18 protein-coding genes and 1 pseudogene are annotated in these 21,610 nt (G+C 72.7%); 7 read left to right on the top strand and 12 right to left on the bottom strand.

Going from position 1 to position 21,610, the window contains the following annotated elements; genetic code table 11:
• The first annotated feature begins 159 nt into the window (after positions 1–159).
• The 3 genes from L3i22_RS43620 (at position 160) to L3i22_RS43610 (ending at position 3,722) form a co-directional block, all read left to right on the top strand.
• A complete protein-coding gene (locus tag L3i22_RS43620) occupies positions 160–2,073 on the top strand; it encodes a serine/threonine-protein kinase (RefSeq protein ID WP_255657600.1) in 1,914 nt (637 codons plus the stop codon).
• A 285-nt stretch (positions 2,074–2,358) separates the two neighbouring features.
• Positions 2,359–2,610 carry a hypothetical protein gene (locus tag L3i22_RS43615; RefSeq protein WP_221323294.1) on the top strand — a complete coding sequence of 84 codons (252 nt, stop codon included), beginning with the start codon at positions 2,359–2,361 and terminating at the stop codon, positions 2,608–2,610.
• 206 nt (positions 2,611–2,816) lie between these two features.
• Positions 2,817–3,722, top strand: coding sequence for a sigma-70 family RNA polymerase sigma factor (locus L3i22_RS43610; protein ID WP_221323293.1), 906 nt, complete (start codon positions 2,817–2,819; stop codon positions 3,720–3,722).
• A gap of 375 nt (positions 3,723–4,097) precedes the next feature.
• On the opposite strand, the gene L3i22_RS43605 is transcribed toward L3i22_RS43610, so the two are convergent.
• The 11 genes and pseudogenes from L3i22_RS43605 to L3i22_RS54490 form a co-directional block, all read right to left on the bottom strand.
• Positions 4,098–4,955: an urease accessory protein UreD gene (locus L3i22_RS43605; protein WP_221323292.1), complete on the bottom strand. Its 858-nt coding sequence runs from the start codon at positions 4,953–4,955 to the stop codon at positions 4,098–4,100.
• Positions 4,956–5,497: 542 nt separating this feature from the next.
• Positions 5,498–6,202, bottom strand: a complete 705-nt coding sequence (ureG, locus tag L3i22_RS43600; protein WP_221323291.1) for an urease accessory protein UreG — start codon at positions 6,200–6,202, stop codon at positions 5,498–5,500.
• Positions 6,192–6,836: an urease accessory protein UreF gene (locus L3i22_RS43595; RefSeq protein WP_221323290.1), complete on the bottom strand. Its 645-nt coding sequence runs from the start codon at positions 6,834–6,836 to the stop codon at positions 6,192–6,194. The genes ureG and L3i22_RS43595 overlap by 11 nt, the downstream gene beginning before the upstream one ends.
• A gap of 28 nt (positions 6,837–6,864) precedes the next feature.
• Entirely contained in the window at positions 6,865–8,586 is a 1,722-nt protein-coding gene (locus tag L3i22_RS43590; RefSeq protein WP_221323289.1) for an urease subunit alpha, read from the bottom strand.
• Between the two features lie 107 nt (positions 8,587–8,693).
• Positions 8,694–8,999: pseudogene (locus tag L3i22_RS43585) on the bottom strand (urease subunit beta); the annotation flags it as partial.
• A complete protein-coding gene (locus tag L3i22_RS43580; protein WP_221323287.1) occupies positions 8,996–9,298 on the bottom strand; it encodes an urease subunit gamma in 303 nt (100 codons plus the stop codon). The gene L3i22_RS43580 and the pseudogene L3i22_RS43585, both read right to left, overlap by 4 nt.
• A gap of 110 nt (positions 9,299–9,408) precedes the next feature.
• The gene (locus L3i22_RS43575) at positions 9,409–10,581 is read right to left on the bottom strand and encodes a serine/threonine-protein kinase (RefSeq protein WP_221323286.1); all 1,173 of its coding nucleotides are present in this window, start codon (positions 10,579–10,581) and stop codon (positions 9,409–9,411) included.
• Between the two features lie 238 nt (positions 10,582–10,819).
• The gene (locus L3i22_RS54745; RefSeq protein WP_370644296.1) at positions 10,820–12,865 is read right to left on the bottom strand and encodes a protein kinase; all 2,046 of its coding nucleotides are present in this window, start codon (positions 12,863–12,865) and stop codon (positions 10,820–10,822) included.
• Positions 12,866–12,939: 74 nt separating this feature from the next.
• On the bottom strand, positions 12,940–13,320 hold the full coding sequence (locus tag L3i22_RS43565) for a RidA family protein (RefSeq protein ID WP_221323285.1): 381 nt from the start codon (positions 13,318–13,320) through the stop codon (positions 12,940–12,942).
• The gene (locus tag L3i22_RS43560; protein ID WP_255657599.1) at positions 13,320–14,462 is read right to left on the bottom strand and encodes an amidohydrolase/deacetylase family metallohydrolase; all 1,143 of its coding nucleotides are present in this window, start codon (positions 14,460–14,462) and stop codon (positions 13,320–13,322) included. The genes L3i22_RS43565 and L3i22_RS43560 overlap by 1 nt, the downstream gene beginning before the upstream one ends.
• A 293-nt stretch (positions 14,463–14,755) precedes the next feature.
• Positions 14,756–16,162: a helix-turn-helix domain-containing protein gene (locus L3i22_RS54490; RefSeq protein WP_221323284.1), complete on the bottom strand. Its 1,407-nt coding sequence runs from the start codon at positions 16,160–16,162 to the stop codon at positions 14,756–14,758.
• 74 nt (positions 16,163–16,236) lie between these two features.
• On the opposite strand from L3i22_RS54490, the gene L3i22_RS43550 reads away from it, so the two are divergent.
• Positions 16,237–17,877, top strand: a complete 1,641-nt coding sequence (locus L3i22_RS43550) for a beta-N-acetylhexosaminidase (RefSeq protein ID WP_221323283.1) — start codon at positions 16,237–16,239, stop codon at positions 17,875–17,877.
• Positions 17,874–19,064 carry an alanine racemase gene (locus L3i22_RS43545; protein ID WP_221323282.1) on the top strand — a complete coding sequence of 397 codons (1,191 nt, stop codon included), beginning with the start codon at positions 17,874–17,876 and terminating at the stop codon, positions 19,062–19,064. The genes L3i22_RS43550 and L3i22_RS43545 overlap by 4 nt, the downstream gene beginning before the upstream one ends.
• Before the next feature lie 241 nt (positions 19,065–19,305).
• Here the strand turns inward: L3i22_RS43545 and L3i22_RS43540 are convergent, their stop codons facing one another.
• On the bottom strand, positions 19,306–19,836 hold the full coding sequence (locus tag L3i22_RS43540; RefSeq protein ID WP_221323281.1) for a tetratricopeptide repeat protein: 531 nt from the start codon (positions 19,834–19,836) through the stop codon (positions 19,306–19,308).
• A 292-nt stretch (positions 19,837–20,128) separates the two neighbouring features.
• Between L3i22_RS43540 and L3i22_RS43535 the strand changes: the two genes are divergently transcribed.
• Together L3i22_RS43535 and L3i22_RS43530 are read left to right on the top strand one after the other, a co-directional pair.
• The gene (locus tag L3i22_RS43535) at positions 20,129–20,473 is read left to right on the top strand and encodes a hypothetical protein (protein WP_221323280.1); all 345 of its coding nucleotides are present in this window, start codon (positions 20,129–20,131) and stop codon (positions 20,471–20,473) included.
• Between the two features lie 150 nt (positions 20,474–20,623).
• The gene (locus tag L3i22_RS43530) at positions 20,624–21,433 is read left to right on the top strand and encodes a 2-phosphosulfolactate phosphatase (protein ID WP_370644295.1); all 810 of its coding nucleotides are present in this window, start codon (positions 20,624–20,626) and stop codon (positions 21,431–21,433) included.
• Positions 21,434–21,610 lie beyond the last annotated feature (177 nt).

Below are 21,610 nucleotides of genomic sequence, written 5' to 3'. Positions count from 1 at the left end.
TCGCATGGTGGGCGGCTCGAACTAACGCCTTATAGGTACTAACATCCACGCCGTCGATGGGGGATGCTCGGGATCCGTTTGGTGGGCCCGACTCGCCCGGCGTCGGGCGGCATGGCGGTGCGGTCCGGCGTTTTCCTCGAAGCGCGCATGTGGGGGCACATGAGCACGACGGACCTGCCCGGTTCGGGTCTGCTCGCCGGCCGATATCGGCTGGTGGAGCGCCTCGGCGCCGGCGGGATGTCTGTGGTTTGGCGAGGGTTCGACGAAGTGCTGGGGCGTCAGGTCGCGGTCAAGGTCCTGCCCCCGTCCACCAGCGCCGATCCCTCGTTCCGGCGACGACTGCGAGCGGAGGCACAGGCTGCGGCGCGGCTGAGCCACCCACACATCACCAACGTGTACGACTACGGCGAGGCCACCACGGTCGACGGCGAACCGGTGCCGTACGTCGTGATGGAACTGGTCGACGGCGAGTCGCTGGCGGCCGTGCTGGCCCGGGTCCGCACCATGCCGTGGAACGCGGCGGTCCGGATCAGCGCCGACGTGGCGGCCGCCCTGGCCGCGGCGCACGCCCGCGGGATCGTGCACCGCGACGTCACCCCGGCCAACGTGATGCTCACCCAGTCCGGGGCGAAGGTGGTCGACTTCGGCATCTCCGCCCTGATCGGGGAGAACGACACCGACCCGGACGGCAGCCTGCTCGGCACCCCGGCCTACCTGGCGCCCGAGCGACTGGAGGGCGGCCAGGTCAGCCCGGCCACCGACGTCTACGCGGTCGGCCTGCTGATCTACCGGATGCTGATCGGTCAGCTCCCGTGGGACGTGGGCACCACCACCGCCCTGCTGCGGGCGCATCAGTACGTGGAGCCCGAGCCGCTCCCGCCGGTCGAGGGCCTGCCCCGCGAGGTGGACGCCCTGGTCGGCCGCTGCCTGGAGAAGCGCCCGGCGGACCGGCCGCCGACCGCCGAGGTCGCGCACGTGCTGGCCGCGATCGCGGCGGGCGCGCCGATGGCCTCGTCCGGCGGCTATCAGGCGGACTGGGGCGACAGCGGCGAGGACACCACGATCCTGCCGTCCGGTTACCCGTACGCGGGGATGGGCGCGGCCGCCGCGGCCTTCTCGCCGGCCCCGCACGAGCTGGAGTCGCCGGGCAACCGGGGCCCGCAGCTGCGCCCGGGCGCCGGCGGCCCGGCCGCCGCCGCGTCCGCCCCGGCCGACAACCGTCCCCCGGGGCGCAACCGCAAGCAGGTGCGGACCCGGCGCGGCCTGATCGTGCTCGGCACCATCCTGCTGCTCAGCGGCGCGACCTACGGCTGGAGCCTGGCCGCCCCGCCGAACGGCGAGGACGCCTCGGCCAACACGCCCCTGCCGGGTCCCAGCGTGGTCCCGGCGGCCGGCAACTGCATCGTCAGCTACGCGGTCTGGGCGCAGAGCAACAACCGGTTCAAGGCCCAGGTGACGCTCGCCAACCGGGGCGACCAGCCGGTCGACGACTGGAAGCTCTGGTTCCTCATGCCGGGCGACCAGACCCTCTCCGGCGCCGGCAAGATCGACCTGACCCAGAACAAGCGGGCGGTCACCGTCGCCTCGGCGGCCGTGCTCAAGCCGCAGGAGAACACCACGCTGGAGATCACCGGCCGGTTCGCGAAGAGCAACGCCGCGCCGATGCTCTTCCAGCTCAACGGCAAGACCTGCCAGGCGTACGTGTCGAGCGAGCCCGGCGAGCCGTCCCGCCCGGTCGAGCAGCTCTCCGACGGCACCACCCGGCTCGGCGCGCCCGCGTCGGAGTCCCCGGCGCCGGGCATCTCGGTCGACCCGAGCGGCATCGTGCACATCACGCCCACCAGCGGGACGCCGACCATCGGGACGACCACCCCGAGCACCGGCACGAACACCTCGGCGACGCCGTCCACCGGCACCACCACGTCGGCGACGCCGTCCAAGAGCGTGGAGCCGAACCCGCCGACCACCGAGCCGACCACGACGCCGCCCACCACGACGGCGACCACGGATCCGCCGGCGCCGCCCGCGCCGGGCACGTCGGTCATCGGCTGCGAAGAGGAAGTCGACTGCTGATCGCCGGATCTTCACCGGGGCCGGAGACGATTGCCGGCCCCGGCGCCGGGTACATCAGACACTGCGCGGGAAAACCAGAGGTTGATCAGGTGTTCGCCGCGTTACGGTGAAGACGGGAACGACAGGCGCTCTGCTTCCATCCGCCCCCGGGAAGTCAGCCGGGATTGCGGAACTTTCGCACGGCGTGGCTGCCGATCGGCAAGCTCCTCGCGGAGATGATGGACTCGGTGTCCGCGAGCGCAGGCCGGACAACCAAGCAGGTCGTCGCAACGGGGAGTTCGACAAATGATCAGCACTGTGAAGGATCTGGCCGCCGAGGCACTGTTCGTCTCGTGCCTGCAACCGTCCGAGGACCCGACCCGAGCCACGCTGGAGGACGCGATCACCACGATGATCCTTCAGTACGGCAGTGACGGATGCGCCGCCGGCGTGGCCACCGAGTTCGGTGACCACCCCGATGTCGCGGTCCGCCGGATGCGCTGGGTGCAGACGGAGCTGGACGAGGTCGTGCAGATGCACGCCCCGGTTCTGCACTGATCCCCTGAAGAAGAAGACGATCCGCGTGACCTGAGGGTCAGGCGGGTCGTCGTGTTTTCCGGGCCCGGGCGCCTGTCGACCTGAGGCTTTATGTGAAAAAACTCCACAAAAGCAACCGATTTCCGCCGCCCCTGCACCCAACAGCGACCACTGTTCTTCTCGTCAGCCGGCTTCACCAGCCGGTTCGTACGAGCGAGGAGGACTACGTGACCGCCACGACTCAACTCCCCGCCACCATCGGCAGCATCATTCACGACGCGCCCTCGGCGCGCGACATCGAGGACCTGATCCGCGAGCACATGCCGATGGTTGGCCACCTGGTCCGGGAATTGCTCAACCGGGTGCCCGGCCACGTCCACTCGGACGACCTCTCTTCAGCCGGATTCGCGGCGTTGCTCGGAGCGGCTCGCTCCTTCGACGTGACCCGCGGCATTCCCTTCCACCGCTTCGCCGCCGTCCGGATCCGTGGCGCGCTGCTCGACGAGCTGCGTGGCCAGGACTGGGCGAGTCGGTCGGTGCGGGCCAGGGCCCGGCGGGCCGCCACCGCTCGGCAGGAGCTCACCGCCGCACTCGGTCGCACCCCCAGTGACGCCGAGGTCGCGGAGATGCTCGGAATCAGGGTGTCCGAACTGGCGAGTGTCGAGGATGACGTGCAGAAGGCGTCTCTGCTGAGCCTTCAGGGCTTCCCCACCGGGGCGGCCGAGGAGATGGTGCCGGAGCTGTCCGAGGGACCGGAGGATCTGCTGCTCAAGCGGGAGCGCCTGGGCTATCTGCATCAGGCCATCCAGGCACTGCCCGAACGGCTGCGTCAGGTCGTGGAGGAATCGTTCCTGCAGGAACAGCCGCTCAGCGAGGTGGCGGCCCGGCTCGGCGTGACCGAGTCACGGATCTCCCAGCTGCGTACCGAGGCACTCCGGTTGCTGCGGGAGGGCCTGAACAGCTCGCTCGCACCGGAGCTGCTGACCGTCGCGGCCGGCGGGCCCCGGACCCGCAAGGGATGTTTGCAACGACGCCGCACCGAGTACTTCGCGAAGGTGCAGCAACAGGGCAATCTGCACACGCGGCTGGCCCTGACCGACAGCCACGGCGTACCGATCGCCGTCGCTGCCTGATTCGTGGTGGGGGGCGGCCTTCGGGCCGCCCTTCAACTTCACGATCAAAAGCCCGCTTGGGTACGGCCGGAGCCCCGCGCCCGCCCTTGCCCAGGCCCCCATTCCACCCCGCCGCCGCCACCCCGCCGCCGGCCCGGCCATCCCCGGCGCGCGCCCCGCCCGGCACCGCCCCGCGGGGCACGCGCACGGCCCGCCGCCGCGGGCATGGTCTTGGTCGGCGCGCCTCGCTCCACCCCGCCGCCGCGGGCACGGTCTTGGTCGGCGCGCCTCGCTCCACCCCGCCGCCGCGGGCACGGTCTTGGTCGGCGCGCCTCGCTCCACCCCGCCGTTGCTGGCACGGTCTTGGTCGGCGCGCGAGCTGTTCTGCTGGGTGGCTCAGGCGGCGGCCGGGATCCTCGGCTGAGCGTTCGTCGGGCGCTGGGCAGTCACGTGAGCCGCGCAGAACGGGTCGAGCGCGGCCCGGACCTCGCGAATGTCCGCACCGACGGCGGTGGCCAGCAACCCTGGGCCGGCCAACGGCATGACCGCCACGGTCGGCGTCGTCACGGTCGCCGGCCCGGCGTTCCCCCGTACCGCGGTCTGTTGACCGAGGTCTGCCCGGATTGCGGAGTCCGGACCGAGGTCTGCCCGGATTGCGGAGTCCGGGCCGGCGGTTATGACGGTGCCGATGGCGCGGGCGCTGCCCAGGACCGCGGCGCCGGTCCAGCCCGGGGCGCGCGGGCCCACGGCGAGTTCGTGACGGTAGAGCGCGCTCCCGTCGTACCGAACAAGGGTGTCAGCGACGAAGTCGCCGGAGGTCTCCCCGTGCCGACCGCAGACCAGGTCGTCGCGCCACAACAGTGACCCACCGGCCTCGACGGCGACCCGGGTGACCGCGACGTGGTCACACCCGGCGGCGGCGATCAGCGGCTCCGGGATCCACCGCAGCGTGCCGCCCGCCGCGACCGTAGCCGTGATCGTCAGCCGCGACGCGGGCGCCGGCCGGCCCGGCAGCGCGAGCTGCGCGGCCACGCTGAGCAGCTCCAGCCAGGCGCCGGGGCCGACCTCGATGTCCAGCCGCAGCTCGTCCCCGCGCAACGGCCCCGCCGCGCCGCCGACGAGATGCACGGTGACGCCACCGGTGGTCCGCGGCCCGGTGCGCCGCAGCAACAGCGGCGACTGCCCGCGCAGAACGGCCAGCCGGGTGCCCCCGCGCCCGTCGGTCTCCGCGACGATCCGTGCCTCGGCCTTCATGACGACCCCGGCCGGCCCGTGGCGCCGCCGTCCCGGCCGATCCGTGCCTCTGCCTTCACGACGGCTCCAACCGGCCCGTGGCGCCGCCGTCACGGCCGATCCGTGCCTCTGCCTTCACGACGATAGCTCCATCCGTGCGGTTCGTTGCGGTTGTCCACAGCAGCGGGTTATCCACAGGGGACCAGCGCCCCGCCGCCCTTCCTTGAGACAATGAGCAAAGGGCCGCCCCCCTTGGGTGGGTGGGTTGTGTGGTGGTCTTGATCTTGGGTGCTGGATCTTGGAAGGCCATGCACACGCGACTTTCCAAGATCCAGCGACGGCTTCCGGGCCTGGGGATGCGTCGCGTTCAAAGGGCCCGCACCAGCCGCGACGGCTGGCGCCGGGCCGCAGCCGGGCCGCAGCCGTGACCGGACGGTGGCTGCGGCCGTGGCTGGTCCGCGACCGGACGGTCGCCATGACCTGGCGGCGGCCGAGAGCAGGCGGCGGCCGAGAGCAGGCGGCGGCCGAAAGCAGACGGCGGCCGCAGCCGGACGCCGCCCCTCTCAGGCCGGCACGCGCGCCGCGATCAGCCCGCGGATCCACGCGGCCACCGGACTGGCCGCCTTGTCCTCCGCCAGCGACAGGAACACCGTCGGCAGCTCATGACGACGAGCCTTGGCGTCCCGCTCCATCACCGACAGATCCGCCCCCACCATCGGCGCCAGATCGGTCTTGTTGATCACCAGCAGGTCGGCCGCGGTGACGCCCGGCCCGCCCTTGCGCGGAACCTTGTCGCCCCCGGACACGTCGACCACGAAGATCTGCTGGTCGATCAGCCCTTTGCTGAAGGTGGCCGTCAAATTGTCGCCACCGCTCTCGACCAGGACCAGGTCCAGCGGCCCGAGGGAGGCTTCCAGGTCCTCGACCGCGTCCAGGTTCGCCGAGATGTCGTCGCGGATCGCGGTGTGCGGGCAGCAGCCGGTCTCGACGGCGCGGATCCGTTCGGCCGGCAGGACGCCGTTGCGGAGCAGGAAGTCGGCGTCCTCGGTGGTGTAGATGTCGTTGGTCACGACCGCCAGCCGCAGTTCCTCGCCGAGAGCCCGGCACAGCGCCGCGACCAGGGCGGTCTTGCCGGAGCCGACCGGTCCGCCGATGCCGATGCGCAGGGCGCGCGGGCCGGCGGTGAGCGGGGCGTGCGGGTCGACCCCGGGGTCGGGGTGGCTGTGCGGAACCTCATCGGGGCCGTGTTCGTGCAGTTCAGGATGCAAAGAGACGCACCTCCCAGGTGGCGTGGTGCTCGGCGCCGATGTCGAGCAGTGGAGCGCCCGCGGCCGGCAGTTCGTCGACCGGGTCGCCGGACCGGGTCGCGGCGAGTTCCGCGATCCGGTCACATTCGGGTGCGAGCCGCGCGAGGAGCGCGTGCACCGCGTACGGATCAAGTCCGAGGAGCCGGACCGCGGCGCTGGCCGGGCCGGTGATCGTGCCGTGGGCCGCCGCCACCGCGGTCTGGGCCGGGGTGAGTCCGGCGGCTGAGGCGAGCGCGCCGAGCGCGACGGGCTGGTGGGGTTCCCGGCCGATGGCGGCGACCGGCCACATCGCCCGGCCGGCGCGGAGCAGCGCCCGGCCCTGCGCCCGCGAGGCTTTCCGCAGCGCCGGGGACGGTGTGCGGGCGTCGAGCCCGGCGTCGAGGGCCGCGAAGGTGCCGGGGGACCGGCAGGCCGCCGCCGCGAACGCCGCGTTGACGAGCGCGCCGGTCGCCAGCTTGCCGCGGAGGAAGCCGTCCAGGTCCTCGACGGTCCGCACCCGGCCGGCGGAGACCTGGGCCTCCAGGCCGGCCGAGTGCGCGTGCCCGCCGGACGGCAGCCGGCCGTCGGCGAGCAGCAGGAGCGTGGCAAGGCTCATCGAGGAATGCCCATCAGGAACGTGCCCATCAGAACAGGAAGTACCGCTGGGCCATGGGCAGTTCGGTGACCGGGTCCGGTTCGACGGTCTCGCCGTCGATCCGTACCTCGAAGGTGTCGGCCTTGACGTCGATCCGGGGCATCGCGCCGTTCAGCGGCATGTCGGCCTTGCCGACCGACCGGGTGTCCCCGACCGGGACCAGGGCGCGCTTGACCCCGATCCGGTCGCTGAGCAGTGCGTCGATGGCGGCCGGGGCGACGAACGCGACCGAGGTCTGCGCCGGGACGACACCGTAGGAGCCGAACATCGGCCGGGGGAGCATCGGCTGCGGCGTGGGGATCGAGGCGTTCGCGTCGCCCATCTGCGCGTAGGCGATCATGCCGCCCTTGATCACCAGCGACGGACGTACGCCGAAGAACGCCGGGTCCCACAGCACCAGGTCCGCGAGCTTGCCCGCCTCGACCGAGCCGACCTGGGCCGACATGCCGTGCGCGATGGCCGGGCAGATCGTGTACTTGGCGACGTACCTCTTGATCCGGTTGTTGTCGGCCTGGCCGTCGCCGGAAAGCGCGCCCCGGCGGGCCTTCATCACGTGCGCGGTCTGCCAGGTCCGCAGGATCACCTCGCCGACCCGGCCCATCGCCTGCGAGTCCGAGCCGATCATCGAGATCGCCCCAAGGTCGTGCAGCAGGTCCTCGGCCGCCATCGTGGACGGCCGGATCCGGCTCTCCGCGAAGGCCAGGTCCTCCGGCACGGCCGAGTTCAGGTGGTGGCAGACCATCAGCATGTCGAGGTGCTCGGCCAGGGTGTTCTTCGTGTACGGCCGGGTCGGGTTCGTCGACGACGGCAGCACGTTGGGGTGCGAGGCCACGGTGATGATGTCCGGCGCGTGCCCGCCGCCGGCGCCCTCGGTGTGATAGGCGTGGATCGATCGCCCGCCGATCGCCCGGATGGTCTCCTCGACGAACCCGGCCTCGTTCAGCGTGTCGGTGTGGATCGCCGCCTGGACGCCGGACGCGTCGCAGACCTTCAGGCACGCGTCGATCACGGCCGGGGTGGTGCCCCAGTCCTCGTGCAGCTTGAAGCCGCCGGCGCCGCCCCGCAGCTGCTCCCACATCGACTCGGCCGACATGGTGTTGCCCTTGCCGAGCAGCAGGACATTGATCGGGTACGTGTCGATCGCCTCGAGCATCCGGGCCAGGTGCCACGCGTTCGGCGTGACCGTGGTCGCCTTGGTGCCCTCGGCCGGTCCGGTGCCCCCGCCGATGATCGTGGTGATGCCGGACGCGATCGCGGTGTCCAGGATCGTCGGGCTGATCAGGTGCACGTGGCTGTCGATCGCCCCGGCCGTCAGGATCTTGCCGTTGCCCGCGATGATCTCGGTGCTCGCGCCGATCACCAGGTCGGGGTGCACGCCGTTCATGGTGTCCGGGTTGCCGGCCTTGCCGATCGCGACGATCCGGCCGTCCCGGATCCCGATGTCGGCCTTGACGATGCCCCAGTGGTCGACGACGACCGCGCCGGTGATCACCGTGTCCGGGGTGCCCTCGGCGCGGGTCGCCCGGGACTGGCCCATCGACTCGCGGATCACCTTGCCGCCGCCGAAGACCACCTCGTCACCGGCGTGCGGGCCGGCGCTGCGGTCCTCCTCGATCTCGAGGAGCAGGTTCGTGTCGGCGAGCCGGATCCGGTCGCCGGCGGTCGGTCCGTAGAGCGCCGCGTACCGTGCGCGGTCCAGCGAGGTGGTCACCGGGGACTCCCGTCGTCGCCGTTGGGCTGGGCCTCGCCGGTGTCCTCGTCGAGCGAGCCGGCGGGTTCGATGTCGGCCGGGTCCGGGTCGAGCGCCGGCGGCCGGGTGTCGAGCGGGCCGCCGGCCAGGCCGCGCAGGCCCGGCACGATCCGGTTGCCGGCGAGCGGGACCAGCACGATGTCGCGCGGCATGCCCGGCTCGAAGCGGACCGAGGTGCCGGCCGGGATGCCGAGCCGGTGACCCCAGGCGGCGGTGCGGTCGAACTCCAGGGCCGCGTTCGACTCGGCGAAGTGGAAGTGCGAGCCGACCTGGACCGGGCGGTCGCCGGTGTTCCGTACCGTCAATTCTGTTGTTGATCTGCCGGTGTTGATCTCGATCTCGCCGGCGCCGAAGAAGACCTCGCCGGGGATCATGAGATCGGCCCGTGGACGGTGACCAGCTTCGTGCCGTCCGGGAAGGTGGCCTCGACCTGCACCTCGGCGAGCATCTCGGGCACCCCCTCCAGCACGTCGTCGCGGGTCAGCACGCGGCGCCCGGCGTCCATCAGCTCCACGACGCTGCGGCCGTCGCGGGCGCCCTCCAGCAGGAAGGCGGTGATGATCGCGGTGGCCTCGGGATAGTTCAGTTTGAGCCCACGGTCACGCCGCTTCTGGGCGACGTCGGCAGCCACGTGGATGAGCAGTCGGTCCTGCTCGTGCTGGCTGAGGAACAAAGGGACCTCCTGGGTGCGCCCGGAGATGCTTGCATTTGGAAGTTTCCTGCGTGTAACCGTTCCGTGTTTCTCAGTTATGACGCGTGACGACACAGTGATCAAAACATGGATCAGTCGCCCACGCGGGCCGCAGCCGGGGACGGCTCGCCGGAACCGCCGGTGCTCTCGGCCGGGCTCGCCGACGGCGACTCGCTCGGGCTCGCCTCACTGGACGGGGAACTGCGTGGACGCGTGCGGCGCGGAGTCTGGGGCGGCGGGTTCTCCCGGGTCGCCGTTGTTCTCGGGGCCGGGGTCGGCGTGGGGGCCGGGCTGGGGCTCGGCGACGCCTCCGCGGACGCCGGGAGCGTCGCGCCGGGCACCTCCAGGAACCACCCGAGCGGGTCGTTGACCAGGACGATCGCCGCGGCGGCGGTCACCGTGGCGACGAGAAAAGCCAAGATCTTCAAAACCGGAAACCGCGATTTGGGTACGGTCTCAAGCGCGCCCGCCGCAGCGGACGCCATCGCGGCAGCCGACGGGTGGCGGTCCGCCGGATCCTTCGACAGGGCCCGGGCGACCAGCGCGCGAACCGGGGACGGCACATCGGCGGGCAGTGGTGGCGGCTCGTCGGTGACGTGACGCAGCGCGATCGAGACCGCGTCACCGCCCTCGAACGGGGGATGGCCGGCCAGGCAGTGATAGGCGACGGCACCCAGCGCGTACAGGTCGGCGGGCGGGCCGACGGTCTGCTTGGCGACCTGCTCCGGGGCCATGTAGCTGGCCGTGCCGATCACGTTGCGTGCGCCGGTGAGCGTGACCGAGAGTGCCGAACGGGCCACGCCGAAGTCGACCAGGACCACGTTGCCGTCCGGCTCCAGGATCAGGTTGCCGGGGGTGACGTCGCGGTGCACGATCCCGGCCCGGTGCACCGCCTGCAACGCGGCGGCGACCTGCGCCACAAGCGTCATCGTCACGTCCGGGGCGAGCCGGCCGAGCTCGGCGATCCGAAGGTCCAGCGGCACGCCGTCGATCCGGGCCATCACCAGGTAGGAGCCGTCACCGGTGGTGCCGTAGTCGTGGACCGCCGCGACGCCCGGATGCCGCAGCGCGGCCATCGCCCGGGCCTCGTGCTCGAACCGCTGCTGGAAACTCGGGTCGCCGGACCGCTCGACCAGCAGCGTCTTCACCGCGACCGGGCGACCCAGGACGGTGTCGGTGGCCTGCCAGACCTGACCCATGCCGCCGGTGGCGATGAGGTTGTCCAGCCGGTAGCGGCCGTTGAGGGTCTCCCCGGGCTCCGGCATAAGCCTCAGCCTATGCCGCGCTATCAACGTCGATCGATCTTCCGGGCCCGCCTCCGGCCGCTTCCTTCGTCAGCTCCGGCCGCTGCCCTCCGCTGCCCCGGTTGCAGTCGTCCTCGGCTCCGGTCGGTGCCGTAGGGGTCAGCTTTGTTTGCTGCCTTCGAGATCGGCTCCGGTTGCTGCCTTCGGCGTCAGCTTTGGTTGTCGCCTTCGAGGTCGGCTCCGGCTGTTGCCTTCGGGGTCAGTTCTGACTACTGCCGGAGTCGCTGGTGTCCTCGTTGCCGCCCCCGCTTCCCCCGTTGGCCGCGCCGGCGTCGGTGCCCCCGTTGTCGCCTCCGTCGTCGCCGCCGGAGGTCTCGGTCGGATCGACGGTGGTCGGCTCCGTGGTCGGAGCGGTCGTCGTCGCGCCGGTCGTCGGGGTCTCGGCGGGCTGACCGGTGGGAGTCGTGGCCGCGCTGCTCCGCGGCGCGGACGTCGCCGTCTTCTGCGGCTTGCCGGTGGTGCCGCCGCCCCGATTGGTCGACTTCGGGGTCGGGCTGGTGGAGACCGCGCTCGACGACGCCCCAGGTCCGGGCGAGGTGCCGTTCACGGGATCGTTCCCGAACATGCCGAACGGGTCCGCGAGCGCCATGACAGCCCCCAGCCCGAGGAGCACCAACACCGCCGCCGCAGCCGCAAGCAGGACCCGTTTCCGCCGCTCATCCCCCACACCACCGGCCACCCGAGCCGGACCACCCGCCGGCGCAGAAGTCCGCGGCCCCGGCCCCGGCCCCTCGATCGTCGTCACCCGGCCGGACTGCCCCGAGCCATTCGCGTTCGATCGCGCCGGACCGTCCACGCCTGATCGCGCCGCGCCACCCACGCCCGATCGCGCCGGACCGTCCACGCCTGATCGCGCCGCGCCATCCACGCCCGATCGCGCCGGACCGTCCACGCCCGATCGCGCCGGACCGTCCACGCCCGATCGCGCCGGACCGTCTACGCCTGATTGCGCCGGGATGTTCGGATTTGATGGCGCCGGGTTGTTCGCGTCCTGGTCAGCGCCCCGGACACCCGGCTGGTATCCCGCCCCCGCAGCCGCACCGAGCGCCGCGAAACCGCCATCCGCCATGGTGTTGCCGTCCTGAACCGGCCCAGTCGGCAGCGCCTCGTCAAACCGCGGCCGCCCAACCATGGCCCGCCCGGCAAACGCCCCCGCCGCCCCAGCAGCCACCGCTTGAGTAGCCGCATTCCGGTCCACCCCGTGACCAGCCACATCCCGGTCCGCCGCCTGAGCAGCCGCATCCCGGTCCGTGCCCGCGCCTGCTGTGCCCGCGCCTGCTGTGCCGGCGGTCTCGGCTCGGTTCAGGCCGTCGGCGGTCCTGGGATCGCCCGTCCTCCCGAAGCTGTCGGCGGTGCCCTGGCCGCCGGTGAGCGTGCCGGCGCTGGCCGCGAGGCCGGTCAGCGTGGCGCTCGTGGCCGGCAGGCCGGCGCTCTCCGCGACAGCGGCCTCCGCCGCGGTGGCCATCGCCGCCGCGGACGGGAACCGCTCCTCCGGCTGCTTCGCCAGCGCGATACCGACCAGATCCCGCACCGCCCGCGGCACGTCCCGCGACAGCGGCGGCGGCTCGTCCGTGACGTGCTGCAACGCCACCGCCAGCGGGTTGTCCCCGAGGAACGGCGGATGCCCGGTGAGGCAGTGGTACGCCACCCCGCCGAGCGCGTAGATGTCCGCCGCCGGCCCGGTGGTCCGCTTGGACACCTGCTCGGGCGCGATGTAGAGAGCCGTGCCCACCACCTCGCGCGCCCCGGTCAGGGTGACCGAGTTCGCCGAACGCGCCACCCCGAAGTCGACCAGCACCACCGTCCCGTCCGGCTCGATGATCAGGTTGCCGGGCTTGACGTCCCGATGCACCACGCCGGCCTCGTGCGCCGCCTGCAGCGCCCGGCCGGCCTGCGCCACGATCGACATCGTCTCGGGAACGGAGAGCTGCCCGCGGTCGGCGATCACCCGGTTCAGCGCTTGCCCGTCGACCCGTGCCATCACCAGGTAGGCGCTGTCCTCGGTGTCCCCGAAGTCGTACACCGCGACCACGCCCGGATGCCGCAGGGCGGCCATCGTCCGTGCCTCGTGCCGGAACCGACGCAGGAAGCCGGGGTCGGTCCCGTGCCCGCCCAGCAACGTCTTCACCGCGACCGGGCGGCCCAGCACGGTGTCGGTCGCCGACCACACCTCGCCCATGCCACCGGCCGCGATACGGTCGTCCAGTCGGTACCGTCCGCCGAGCAGTTCTCCGGGTTTAGGCATGCGTGTTCCTCTACCCAGGACCGTCGCCGGCTATCCCCCTTCCCGTGGTTCCGGACCGCTTCCGGCCCTGCGGATCACTCTCCGACGTAGAGAATGGCGTCGATCTCGATGTCGAAGCCGACCAGCGGGACCGGCAGGGTGGTCCGGACCGGCTTGTGCTCGCCCTTGATGTACTCCGGGTAGATCTCGTTCATCTCGGCGAAGTCGCCGAAGTCCCGCAGGTAGACACCGACCCGGACGGCGTCGTCCAGGCTGGCCCCGGCCGCCTCGGCGACCGCGGCCAGGTTCTTGAAGGCGGCGTGGGCCTGCTCGGCGAAGGTCCCGGTCACCCAGGTGCCGTCCGGCCGGGCAGGGACGGCGCCGGCCAGGTAGATGGTGTCGCCGGCCACGACGGCATGCGAGTACGGACCGCCGGCGGGCGCGGCCTTGTCGGTGATCACAGCGCGCTTGGGCATCAGGAACTCCTCGGTTGGTGTCGCGGGAACTGTTCGGCCAGCCCGTCCACCCCCACCAGGGGCGTGGCGAGCAGGTCACGGATCTGGCGCGCCCGGCCGTCCAGGGCGGCGCGCTGGGTGTCGGTGAGCGGGATCCACGGCGGCGGCGGGGCGGGCAGCCGCGGGGCGAGCGGTGTCCCGCCCACGTAGGTCACCTCGTTGACCAGCCGGACCGGCGACATCCGGACCTGCCGGTGCGCGTCGGCGACCGGGAACTCCCCCGCACGCACCTCGAAGACCGCGATGTCGGCGGGCGCGCCGACGGTGAGCGTCCCGCCCGGCAGGCCGAGCAGCCGCGCGGGGTTGACGGTGACCGCCGCGACCACCTCAGGCAGCGGAACGCCGGCGGCGAGCAGCTTCGCCATCGTGGTGGGCAGGTCGAAGGCCGGCCCCTGGAGCGACCGGGCGTGCAGGTCGGTGGAGATCGTGTACGGCCGCAGGCCCGCGCCCAGCTGCGCCTCGAGCACGTCGAAGGCGAACCCGCCGGACCCGTGCCCGATGTCCAGGCGGACCCCGCGCCCGACCGCGGCATGAACCGCCGGACCCAGCGGCGCGGCGATCCCGCTCGCGCAGTGCGTCACGATGTCACCCGGCCGTAGCAGGTCGAGCACGTCGTCGAGCGCGGGCGGCGTGGTCCCGATGTGGACCATCACCGGCACCCCGCAGGCATCCGCGGCGGCCAGGCCCCGGCGCAGCGGCTCGACCCGGTTGTCGCCAACGGTCTCCCGGTCGATGCGCACCTTGACGCCGCGGATCAGCTCCCGGTTCGCCTGGATCGTGTCGATCGCCAGCGCGACGTCGCAGTTGGCCAGGTCACGGCTCTCACCGGTGCGCCCGGCCAGGCCGATCGCGGAGATGTTCAGCAGCGCGGGCACCCGGACGGTCGCGGTGGCCGCGACCCGCCGCAGGCCGTCCAGCGTGTACGCCCCGGCCGAGCCGGCGTCGACCCAGGTGGTCACCCCGGAGTGCCAGGCCACCGGATCCGGGTCGATGCCCCAGTAGCCCGGCCCGACGTGGGTGTGCACGTCGATCAGCCCCGGCGTGACCAGCCGGCCGGTGACGTCCACGATCCGGCGGGCGTCACGGGGCAGGCCGGGGCCCACCGCGGCGATCCGCCCGTCGCGGATCCCGACGTCCCCGACAAACCCGACACCTCCCGCGCCCGCCGATCTCGCGCCGGCTGATCTCGCGCCTGCTGATCCCGCGCCCGCCGATGGTGCGCCTGCTGATGGCGCGGTCGCGGATGGCGCGCCTGCGGCTGGCACGGATCGGGATGGCGCGGCGGCTGCCGACGGTGCGGCTGCCGACGGTGCGGCTGCCGACGGTGCGGCTGCCGACGGTGGCGGTGGCTCGGCGATGCCCAGCAGCGTGCCGCCGATCAGGAGCAGGTCGAAGGTCATCGCTCACCGTCCACGGCCAGGGCGGCCTGGATCGCCAGCCGGTAGAGACGGGTGGGCCGGCCCTTGTGATGGGGCTGGGCGCTGCCCTCCGCGGCGACCAGCCCGGCCTCGCCGAGCTTGCGGATCAGGCGGCGCCCGCTCGGATCGGTGATCCCGAGTGCCCGGGCCAGCTCCCCGGGCGTGATCGGACGCCCGGCCAGCGAGCGTTCGAGGGCGGCGAGCCGGGACATCGTGGCGGCGCTCAGCCCGGCCCGGACAGCCAGCTCCTCCAGGCCGCCGTGCTCCCGGTAGGTATAGGCCAGCGGTGGGCCGGCCGCGCCGATCGGGCCGATCATCACACCGTCCTCGGTGATCAGGTAGCCGGCGGTGGTGCCGTCCCGCTCGGCGCGATCCGCCGCCTGCTCGGCCAGCGCCACACTGCTGCGCGCGGAGGCCCCGATGCCGAACCCGACCGCCGCGCTCTGCCCTGCCGCGCTCTGCCCTGCCGCGCTCTGTCCTGGCGCGCTCTGTCCTGGCGCGCTTTGCCCTGCCGCGTTCTGTCCTGGCGTGCTTTGCCCTGCCGCGTTCTGCCCGGCTGGGCCGGTCGTGGCGCCGTGGAAGCCGGTCGTCTCGCCGAGCGGAAGACTCACCCAGTGCCGGGTCAGCGTCTCGAAGACGACGGCCGGAGCGAAGGCGATCACCTCGCGCGGGCCGTGCTCGTCGATCCAGGCGTCAGCGAGCTCGGGCAGCCCGGACAGCATCTCCCGCAACGCCTCCCGGACGCCCGGCGCCGGCGCCCGGAACACCGCGGCGGCGAATCGCTGCTCATCGGCCTGCTGATGACGCACCCGGGAGACCAGGTCATGCAGGTCGGCGCGGATCGTGCCGGGCGTGGCCAGCGCCGGGAGCACGGCGGTCCGCCCGTCGAGTGCGGCGGCGACCCCGGTGCGCGCGGTGATCACATAGGGCGCGCCGGTGCGGTCCAGCCGCTCGCGGTGGAAGGCCACCACCTCGGCGATGGGTTGCTCCGGCCGGAACGGCAGGGTGGCGATCGCGGCCCGGTCGAGGCCGAGCGCCGCCGCGACCTCGGTGACGGTCTCGCCGGGGAAGGTGTCGATGCTCACCGGGGTGGCCGGCCAGCCGTTGCCGCGGGCGCGCGCCCAGGCCAGCGCCAGGTCGAGCGCGGCGGAGCGGGTGATCACGACGGGCAGGCCGGGCGGCAACAGGTCGGCCGCTCGCGCGTGCGGGACCAGGCCGAGCAGCAGACCGTCCAGCGTGCCAGTGGCCAGCAGCTCGCCGACCCGGTCGCGGATCTCGTCCTCCTGCTCGTAGACCGCCCAGGCGAAGGAGACGCCGGTCAGCGTGCGCGCCGCCTCGGCGAAGCGGCCCCGCTGACCGGAGTGGACCACGATCCCGATGGACATCGCTCCTCCTCTGGTGGTTCGTATGTGGATCGTTGTATCGTGCAGGAGAACGCCCGGCAGGTCAAGGAGGCACGATGAGCGAGCCACTTACGAACATTATTCCTCGGCCCGGTCGAGCCGTGCGCGGCCTCGGCACCTTTCGCCTCGACCCGGCGACCACCCTCGACACCGGCCCCGGTCTGGCCGGCGTGGCCGCCTGGCTCCGCGGCACGCTGGGCCCGGCCACCGGCTGCCACCTGCCGGCCGGCCCCGGCGGCATCCACCTGCGGGCGGACCCGTCGCTGGCCGCCGAGGAATATGAGCTGGTCGTCGCCGCCACCGGCGTCGAGATCCGGGGCGGCTCCGCGGCCGGCGTCTTCTACGGCGCGCAGACCCTGCGACAGTTGCTTCCCCCGGCCACGCTACGTCGCGCGCAGCTGCGCGGTGGCCCCTGGCCGGTTTCCGCCGGCACGGTCCGGGACGCGCCGCGCTTCGGCTGGCGAGGCGTGCTGCTCGACGTCGCACGGCACTTCATGCCGGTCGCCGACGTGCTGCGCATGATCGACCTGATCGCGTTCCACAAACTCAACGTGCTGCACCTGCATCTGACCGACGACCAGGGGTGGCGGTTCGAGGTGCCCGGCCGGCCGCGACTCACGTCGGTCGGCGCTTGGCGGCCGTCCACCATGCTCGGCGCCCGGCAGCACGAGCGCTTCGACGGCCGGCCGCACGGCGGTTACTACTCCGCCGACGACCTGCGCGAGATCGTGGCCTATGCCGCCGACCGGCACGTCACCGTCGTGCCCGAGGTCGACATGCCCGGCCACATGCAGGCCGCGGTCGCGGCATATCCGGAGCTCGGCAACGGCTACGCCGGCCCGGTCCGCACCGCTTGGGGCATCTCGACACACGTGCTCAACCTGGGGCCCGAGGCGCTCGACTTCTGCCGCGCCGTCCTCGACCACCTCTGCGACATCTTCCCCGGCGACCTGATCGGGATCGGCGGCGACGAGTGCCCGGCCGATGAGTGGCGGGACAGCCCGATCGCACAGACCCGCATCAAGGAGGAAGGGCTGGCCGGCCCGGAGCGGCTGCAGTCCTGGTTCACCGCGCGGATGGCCGAGCATCTCGCCGGCCGCGGCCGCCGGGTGTTCGGCTGGGACGAGATCCTTGCCGGCGGAGCGCCGCCCGGGGCGGTGATCGCCGCCTGGCGGGGCGCCGAGCCCGCGGCGTACGCGGCACGCGCCGGCCACGCCGTGGTGTCCTGCCCGGACACCTCGGTCTACCTGGACTATCGCCAGTCCGACGACCCGGCCGAGCCGACCCCGGTGGGCACCCGGCTCACCCTTGCCGACGTCCACGCCTTCGACCCGGTCCCGGCCGGTCTCACCGACGCCGAGGCGGGTCTGGTGCTCGGCGGGCAGGCGAACCTCTGGACCGAGCACATGGAGTCCGCGCGCCGCGTGGACTACCAGGCTTTTCCCCGGCTGTGCGCGTTCGCCGAGACCGTCTGGGGGCCGCCCGAGCGGGACTTCGACGACTTCTCCGCACGGCTGCCGACCCATCTGGAGCGGCTCGACGCGCTCGGGGTCAACTACCGGCCGCCGACCGGGCCACGGCCGTGGGACTCGCGGCTCGATGCGCCGGGTAACCCTCGTACGCTCGATGATCGTCTTGCGGAATTGCGCGAGATGACCGCCGACCTGGACCACGTGCCGGAAGGAGGCCGGGAATGACGATCGACTGGCGCAGCAAGGGGTTCTGGCTGCCGCACGGCGCACGGACACCCGAGCAGATCGCGGCGGAGCGGCCGAGCCTCTTCGACGGTGGTTTCACCTGGCCACTGATGGTGGTGCGCCGCGCGGCGGTGGAGGCGAACATCGCGATCATGGCGGCCTGGTGCCGCCGGCACGGGTTCGACTTCGCCCCGCACGCCAAGACGACCATGGCGCCCGGCCTGATCGAGGCTCAACTGCGCGCCGGGGCCTGGGGGCTGACCGTGGCCACCGCCAACCAGGCGCTGGTGCTGCGGCGGCTCGGGGTGGAGCGGGTGCTGATCGCCAACCAGGTGCTCGATCCCACCGCGCTGAGCTGGCTCGCGGCCGAGAGCAGGGCCGGGTGGGAGGTCATTTTCCAGATCGATTCCCTTGCGGGGGTCCGCGCGGCGGCCGCAGCCGGGCATGCCCGGGTGCTCGTCGAGCTGGGCCACCCCGGCGGGCGAACCGGTGTCCGCACCCTCGACCAGCTGGAGGAGGTCGCCCGGGCGGCCGTTGCCGCGCCCGGGGTCGAGCTGGTCGGCCTGACCGGATACGAGGGGCAGCTCACCGACCAGGCGGGCGTGGACGCTTACCTGGATCTGCTGGCCGCAGCGTTCGAGCGGCTGTCGGCGGCCGGGCTGCTACCGGAGCAGCCTCTGGTCTCGGCCGGCGGCAGCGCGTGGTTCGACCGGGTCGCCGACCGTCTCGCCGGGTTGGGGCAGCAGGCGCGGCTCGTCCTGCGCAGCGGTGCCTCGGTCACCCACGACGACGGGTTCTACCGGGAGCGGACACCGTTCGTCCGGGTTCCCGAGGAGGGGCCGCTGGACGCGGCGCTGGAGATCTGGGCGCAGGTGCTGTCCGTGCCGGAGCCCGGGTTGGCGCTGGCCGGGATGGGCAAGCGGGACGCCCCGTTCGACGAGGGGCTGCCGGTGCCGAGGGAGGTCCGGCGGGTGGACGGATCGACCGGGCCGGCCGACGGGCTGCGGGTGACCCGGCTCAACGACCACCACACCTATCTGGAGGTGGCCGACGGGTTCGAAGTCGTGCCGGGTGACCTGGTGCGATTCGGGATCTCGCACCCGTGCACGGCGTTCGACAAGTGGCGGGACATCCCGGTGGTGGACGAGGAACGGCGGGTGGTGGACGTGCTCCACACGTATTTCTGACCTGGGTCGCGGCCCGGCCGCCGGCCGAGCTGGGTTCCTTAGCCGGTGCTGGTCAGGCCATCGGGCGAGCCGTTTTCTCGGCCGGGCGCGGGTGGGACTTCGGCGAGTCCGGTCTCTACGCCGGAGCCTGGGTCGCGCGTCAGCAAGTCCGGTCTCCGCGCATCGGTCTCTGCGCATCGGTCTCTGCGCGCTGCGCCTGTGTCGCGGCGTCGGCGAGTTCGGCTGCTGAGCTGAGCGCGGGTCAGGCTGCCGGGGAGTCCGGGGACGAGGAGTCCGGGGCCGGGTCCGGTTCGACCAGGAGGCGGGCGTAGTTCGCCATGGAGCGCTGGTACCGCGGCAGGTGGCGGGCGAGGGCGCCGACCGCGAGAGCGACGGCCTCGCGTTCCCGGCCCACGTCGGTCAGGGCCAGGGCGAGCACGGTCTTCACCGCGTCGTCCAGGTGGTCGGAGGTGGTGGCGAGTTCGGCGGTGAGGAGGGTGACGCTCTCCGGCGAGCGGCCCAGGTTGCGCAGCGAGCTGGACATCTGGATTACCGCTCGGCGGCGGCGTTCACCGGTCAGCCCGGCGGCGAGGGCTTCCTGGTAGAGCGGTACGGCGAGGTCCGAACTGCCGGTGGAGTCGAAGGCGGCGGCCCGCTCGAAGGTGGCGTCGGGGTCACCGGGCGGCAGCTCCGCGGCGAGGTCGGCGATCGCCTGCCGGAAGTCGGCGACATCCCGCTCGTCGATCGATGCCCAGAGGGCGGCCAGTCGCTCTTCCCAGCCCGGTGTGGTCACGGGAGGAGCCTCGCACGCGGGGGCCCGCGGCCTCCGGCCCGGGGTGCGGAGTGTGGTGGGCGTGGCGGCGTGCGGGCACGGCGCGTCGGGCCTGGCCGCCGCACGGCGGGGCTTGGGGGCGCGGCGGGTGGGCGGGCGCGGCGGGTGGGTGTTGTGGGGCGTGGGAGTGGTGGGGCGCGAGCCTTGGTGAAGCCGCAGGTGTGGGCGCGCGCGTAGGGCGGTGTGGGGGCTCGGCGGGTTGGGGAGGTAAACGGGGCGACGGGGGTGGGGTGATCTTGGAAGACTGCGCGGCATGGTGGAGACATTGACGTTGTGGCGGCCTACCGGGCCGGCGGAGCTTGAGTTGGTGCGGGCCTCGGGCTGGCGGCGCTGGCCGGCGCGGCTGCCGGACCAGCCGATCTTCTATCCGGTGCTCAACGAGGACTATGCGGTGCGGATCGCCCGGGACTGGAACGTGCCCGCGTCCGGGGTGGGGTTCGTGACGCGGTTCGAGGTGGACGCGGAGTTCGCGGCTCGGTATCCGGTACGGCAGGCCGGTGGGGACACGATTCTCGAGCTCTGGGTGCCGGCGGAAGAGCTTGAGGAGTTCAACGACCACATCGTCGGCACGATCGAGGTCGTCCGTGAGTTCCGGTGAGCGGCGCGGCAGCCGGTTGACGCGCTGATGACCGCGTGATCGGTGGAAGCTGGGCGATCGGTGGAGGCCGGGCGATCGGTGGAAGCTGGGCGATCGGTGGAGGCTGGGCGATCGGTGGAGGCCGGGCGATCGGTGGAGGCTGGGCGATCGGTGGAGGCCGGGGTTGCTGGTGGTGTGGCGCATGTCGGTCCTGGCGCGGGGAGGGATTGGCCGATGGGTGTGTTTGGCCAAGGGGCGTATCGGGGGCGGTTCGAGTGGGGGCCGGGCGGCGCTGACGAGATTGCGGCTGGGGCCGTGTTTGTGGTGGTGGTGGACGTGCTTTCGTTCACGACCACGTTGAGCGTCGCGGTGGAGAACGGGATCGCGGTGATGCCCTACCCGTGGCGGGACGGGAGTGCGGCCGGCGTTGCGGAGCGGCACCGGGCCGAGCTGGCGGTGGGGCGCTCGGTGGCCGGGCCGGACGAGATCAGCCTGTCGCCGGCGGTGCTTCGGCGGGTGGCTTCGGGGCGGCAGATCGACCGGCTCGTGCTGCCGTCGCCGAACGGGTCGGCGATCTCCGCTCGGTTCGCGGGGGCCGGTACCACGGTGATCGGGGTCAGCCTTCGGAATGTCGGGGCGGCCCGGGCGTGGGTTCGGGCGCGGTTGGGCGACGGGACGGTTGCCGTGGTTGCGGCGGGCGAGCGATGGCCCGACGGTGGGTTGCGGCCGGCGGTGGAGGACCTGTGGGGTGCGGGAGCGTTCCTCGACGGGTTCGACGCGTTGTCGCCGGAGGGGGAGATGGCGGTGGCGGCGTATCGGGCGGTGGCGGGACGGATTCCTGAGGCGCTTGCGGCCTGTTCCTCGGGGCGGGAGCTGGCGGCCATCGGCTTCGGGGCGGATGTTGCGCTCGCGGGTGAGGTTGATTCGGCCGAGGTGGTGCCGGTGCTGCAGGACGGCTGGTATCGGGGTGTACGTCCCTGACGGGTGAGTCGCCTCGCTGGGGGATGTTGCGAAGCGATCATGGGCTACTAGCGTCTTGGGGAGTTTCCACCCTTTAGTCGCTGGAGTCCTATATGCCGGTTTTTCGAGCTGCCAGCTACGCCCCCGATGCCGGTGGTGCCGATCAGGACGATCGGCGCGACGGAGAAGGGGAGGCCG

The sequence above is a fragment of the Actinoplanes sp. L3-i22 genome, from assembly GCF_019704555.1.
Classification (GTDB): Bacteria; Actinomycetota; Actinomycetes; order Mycobacteriales; family Micromonosporaceae; genus Actinoplanes.
This window is presented reverse-complemented; position numbering and strand designations above follow the sequence as displayed.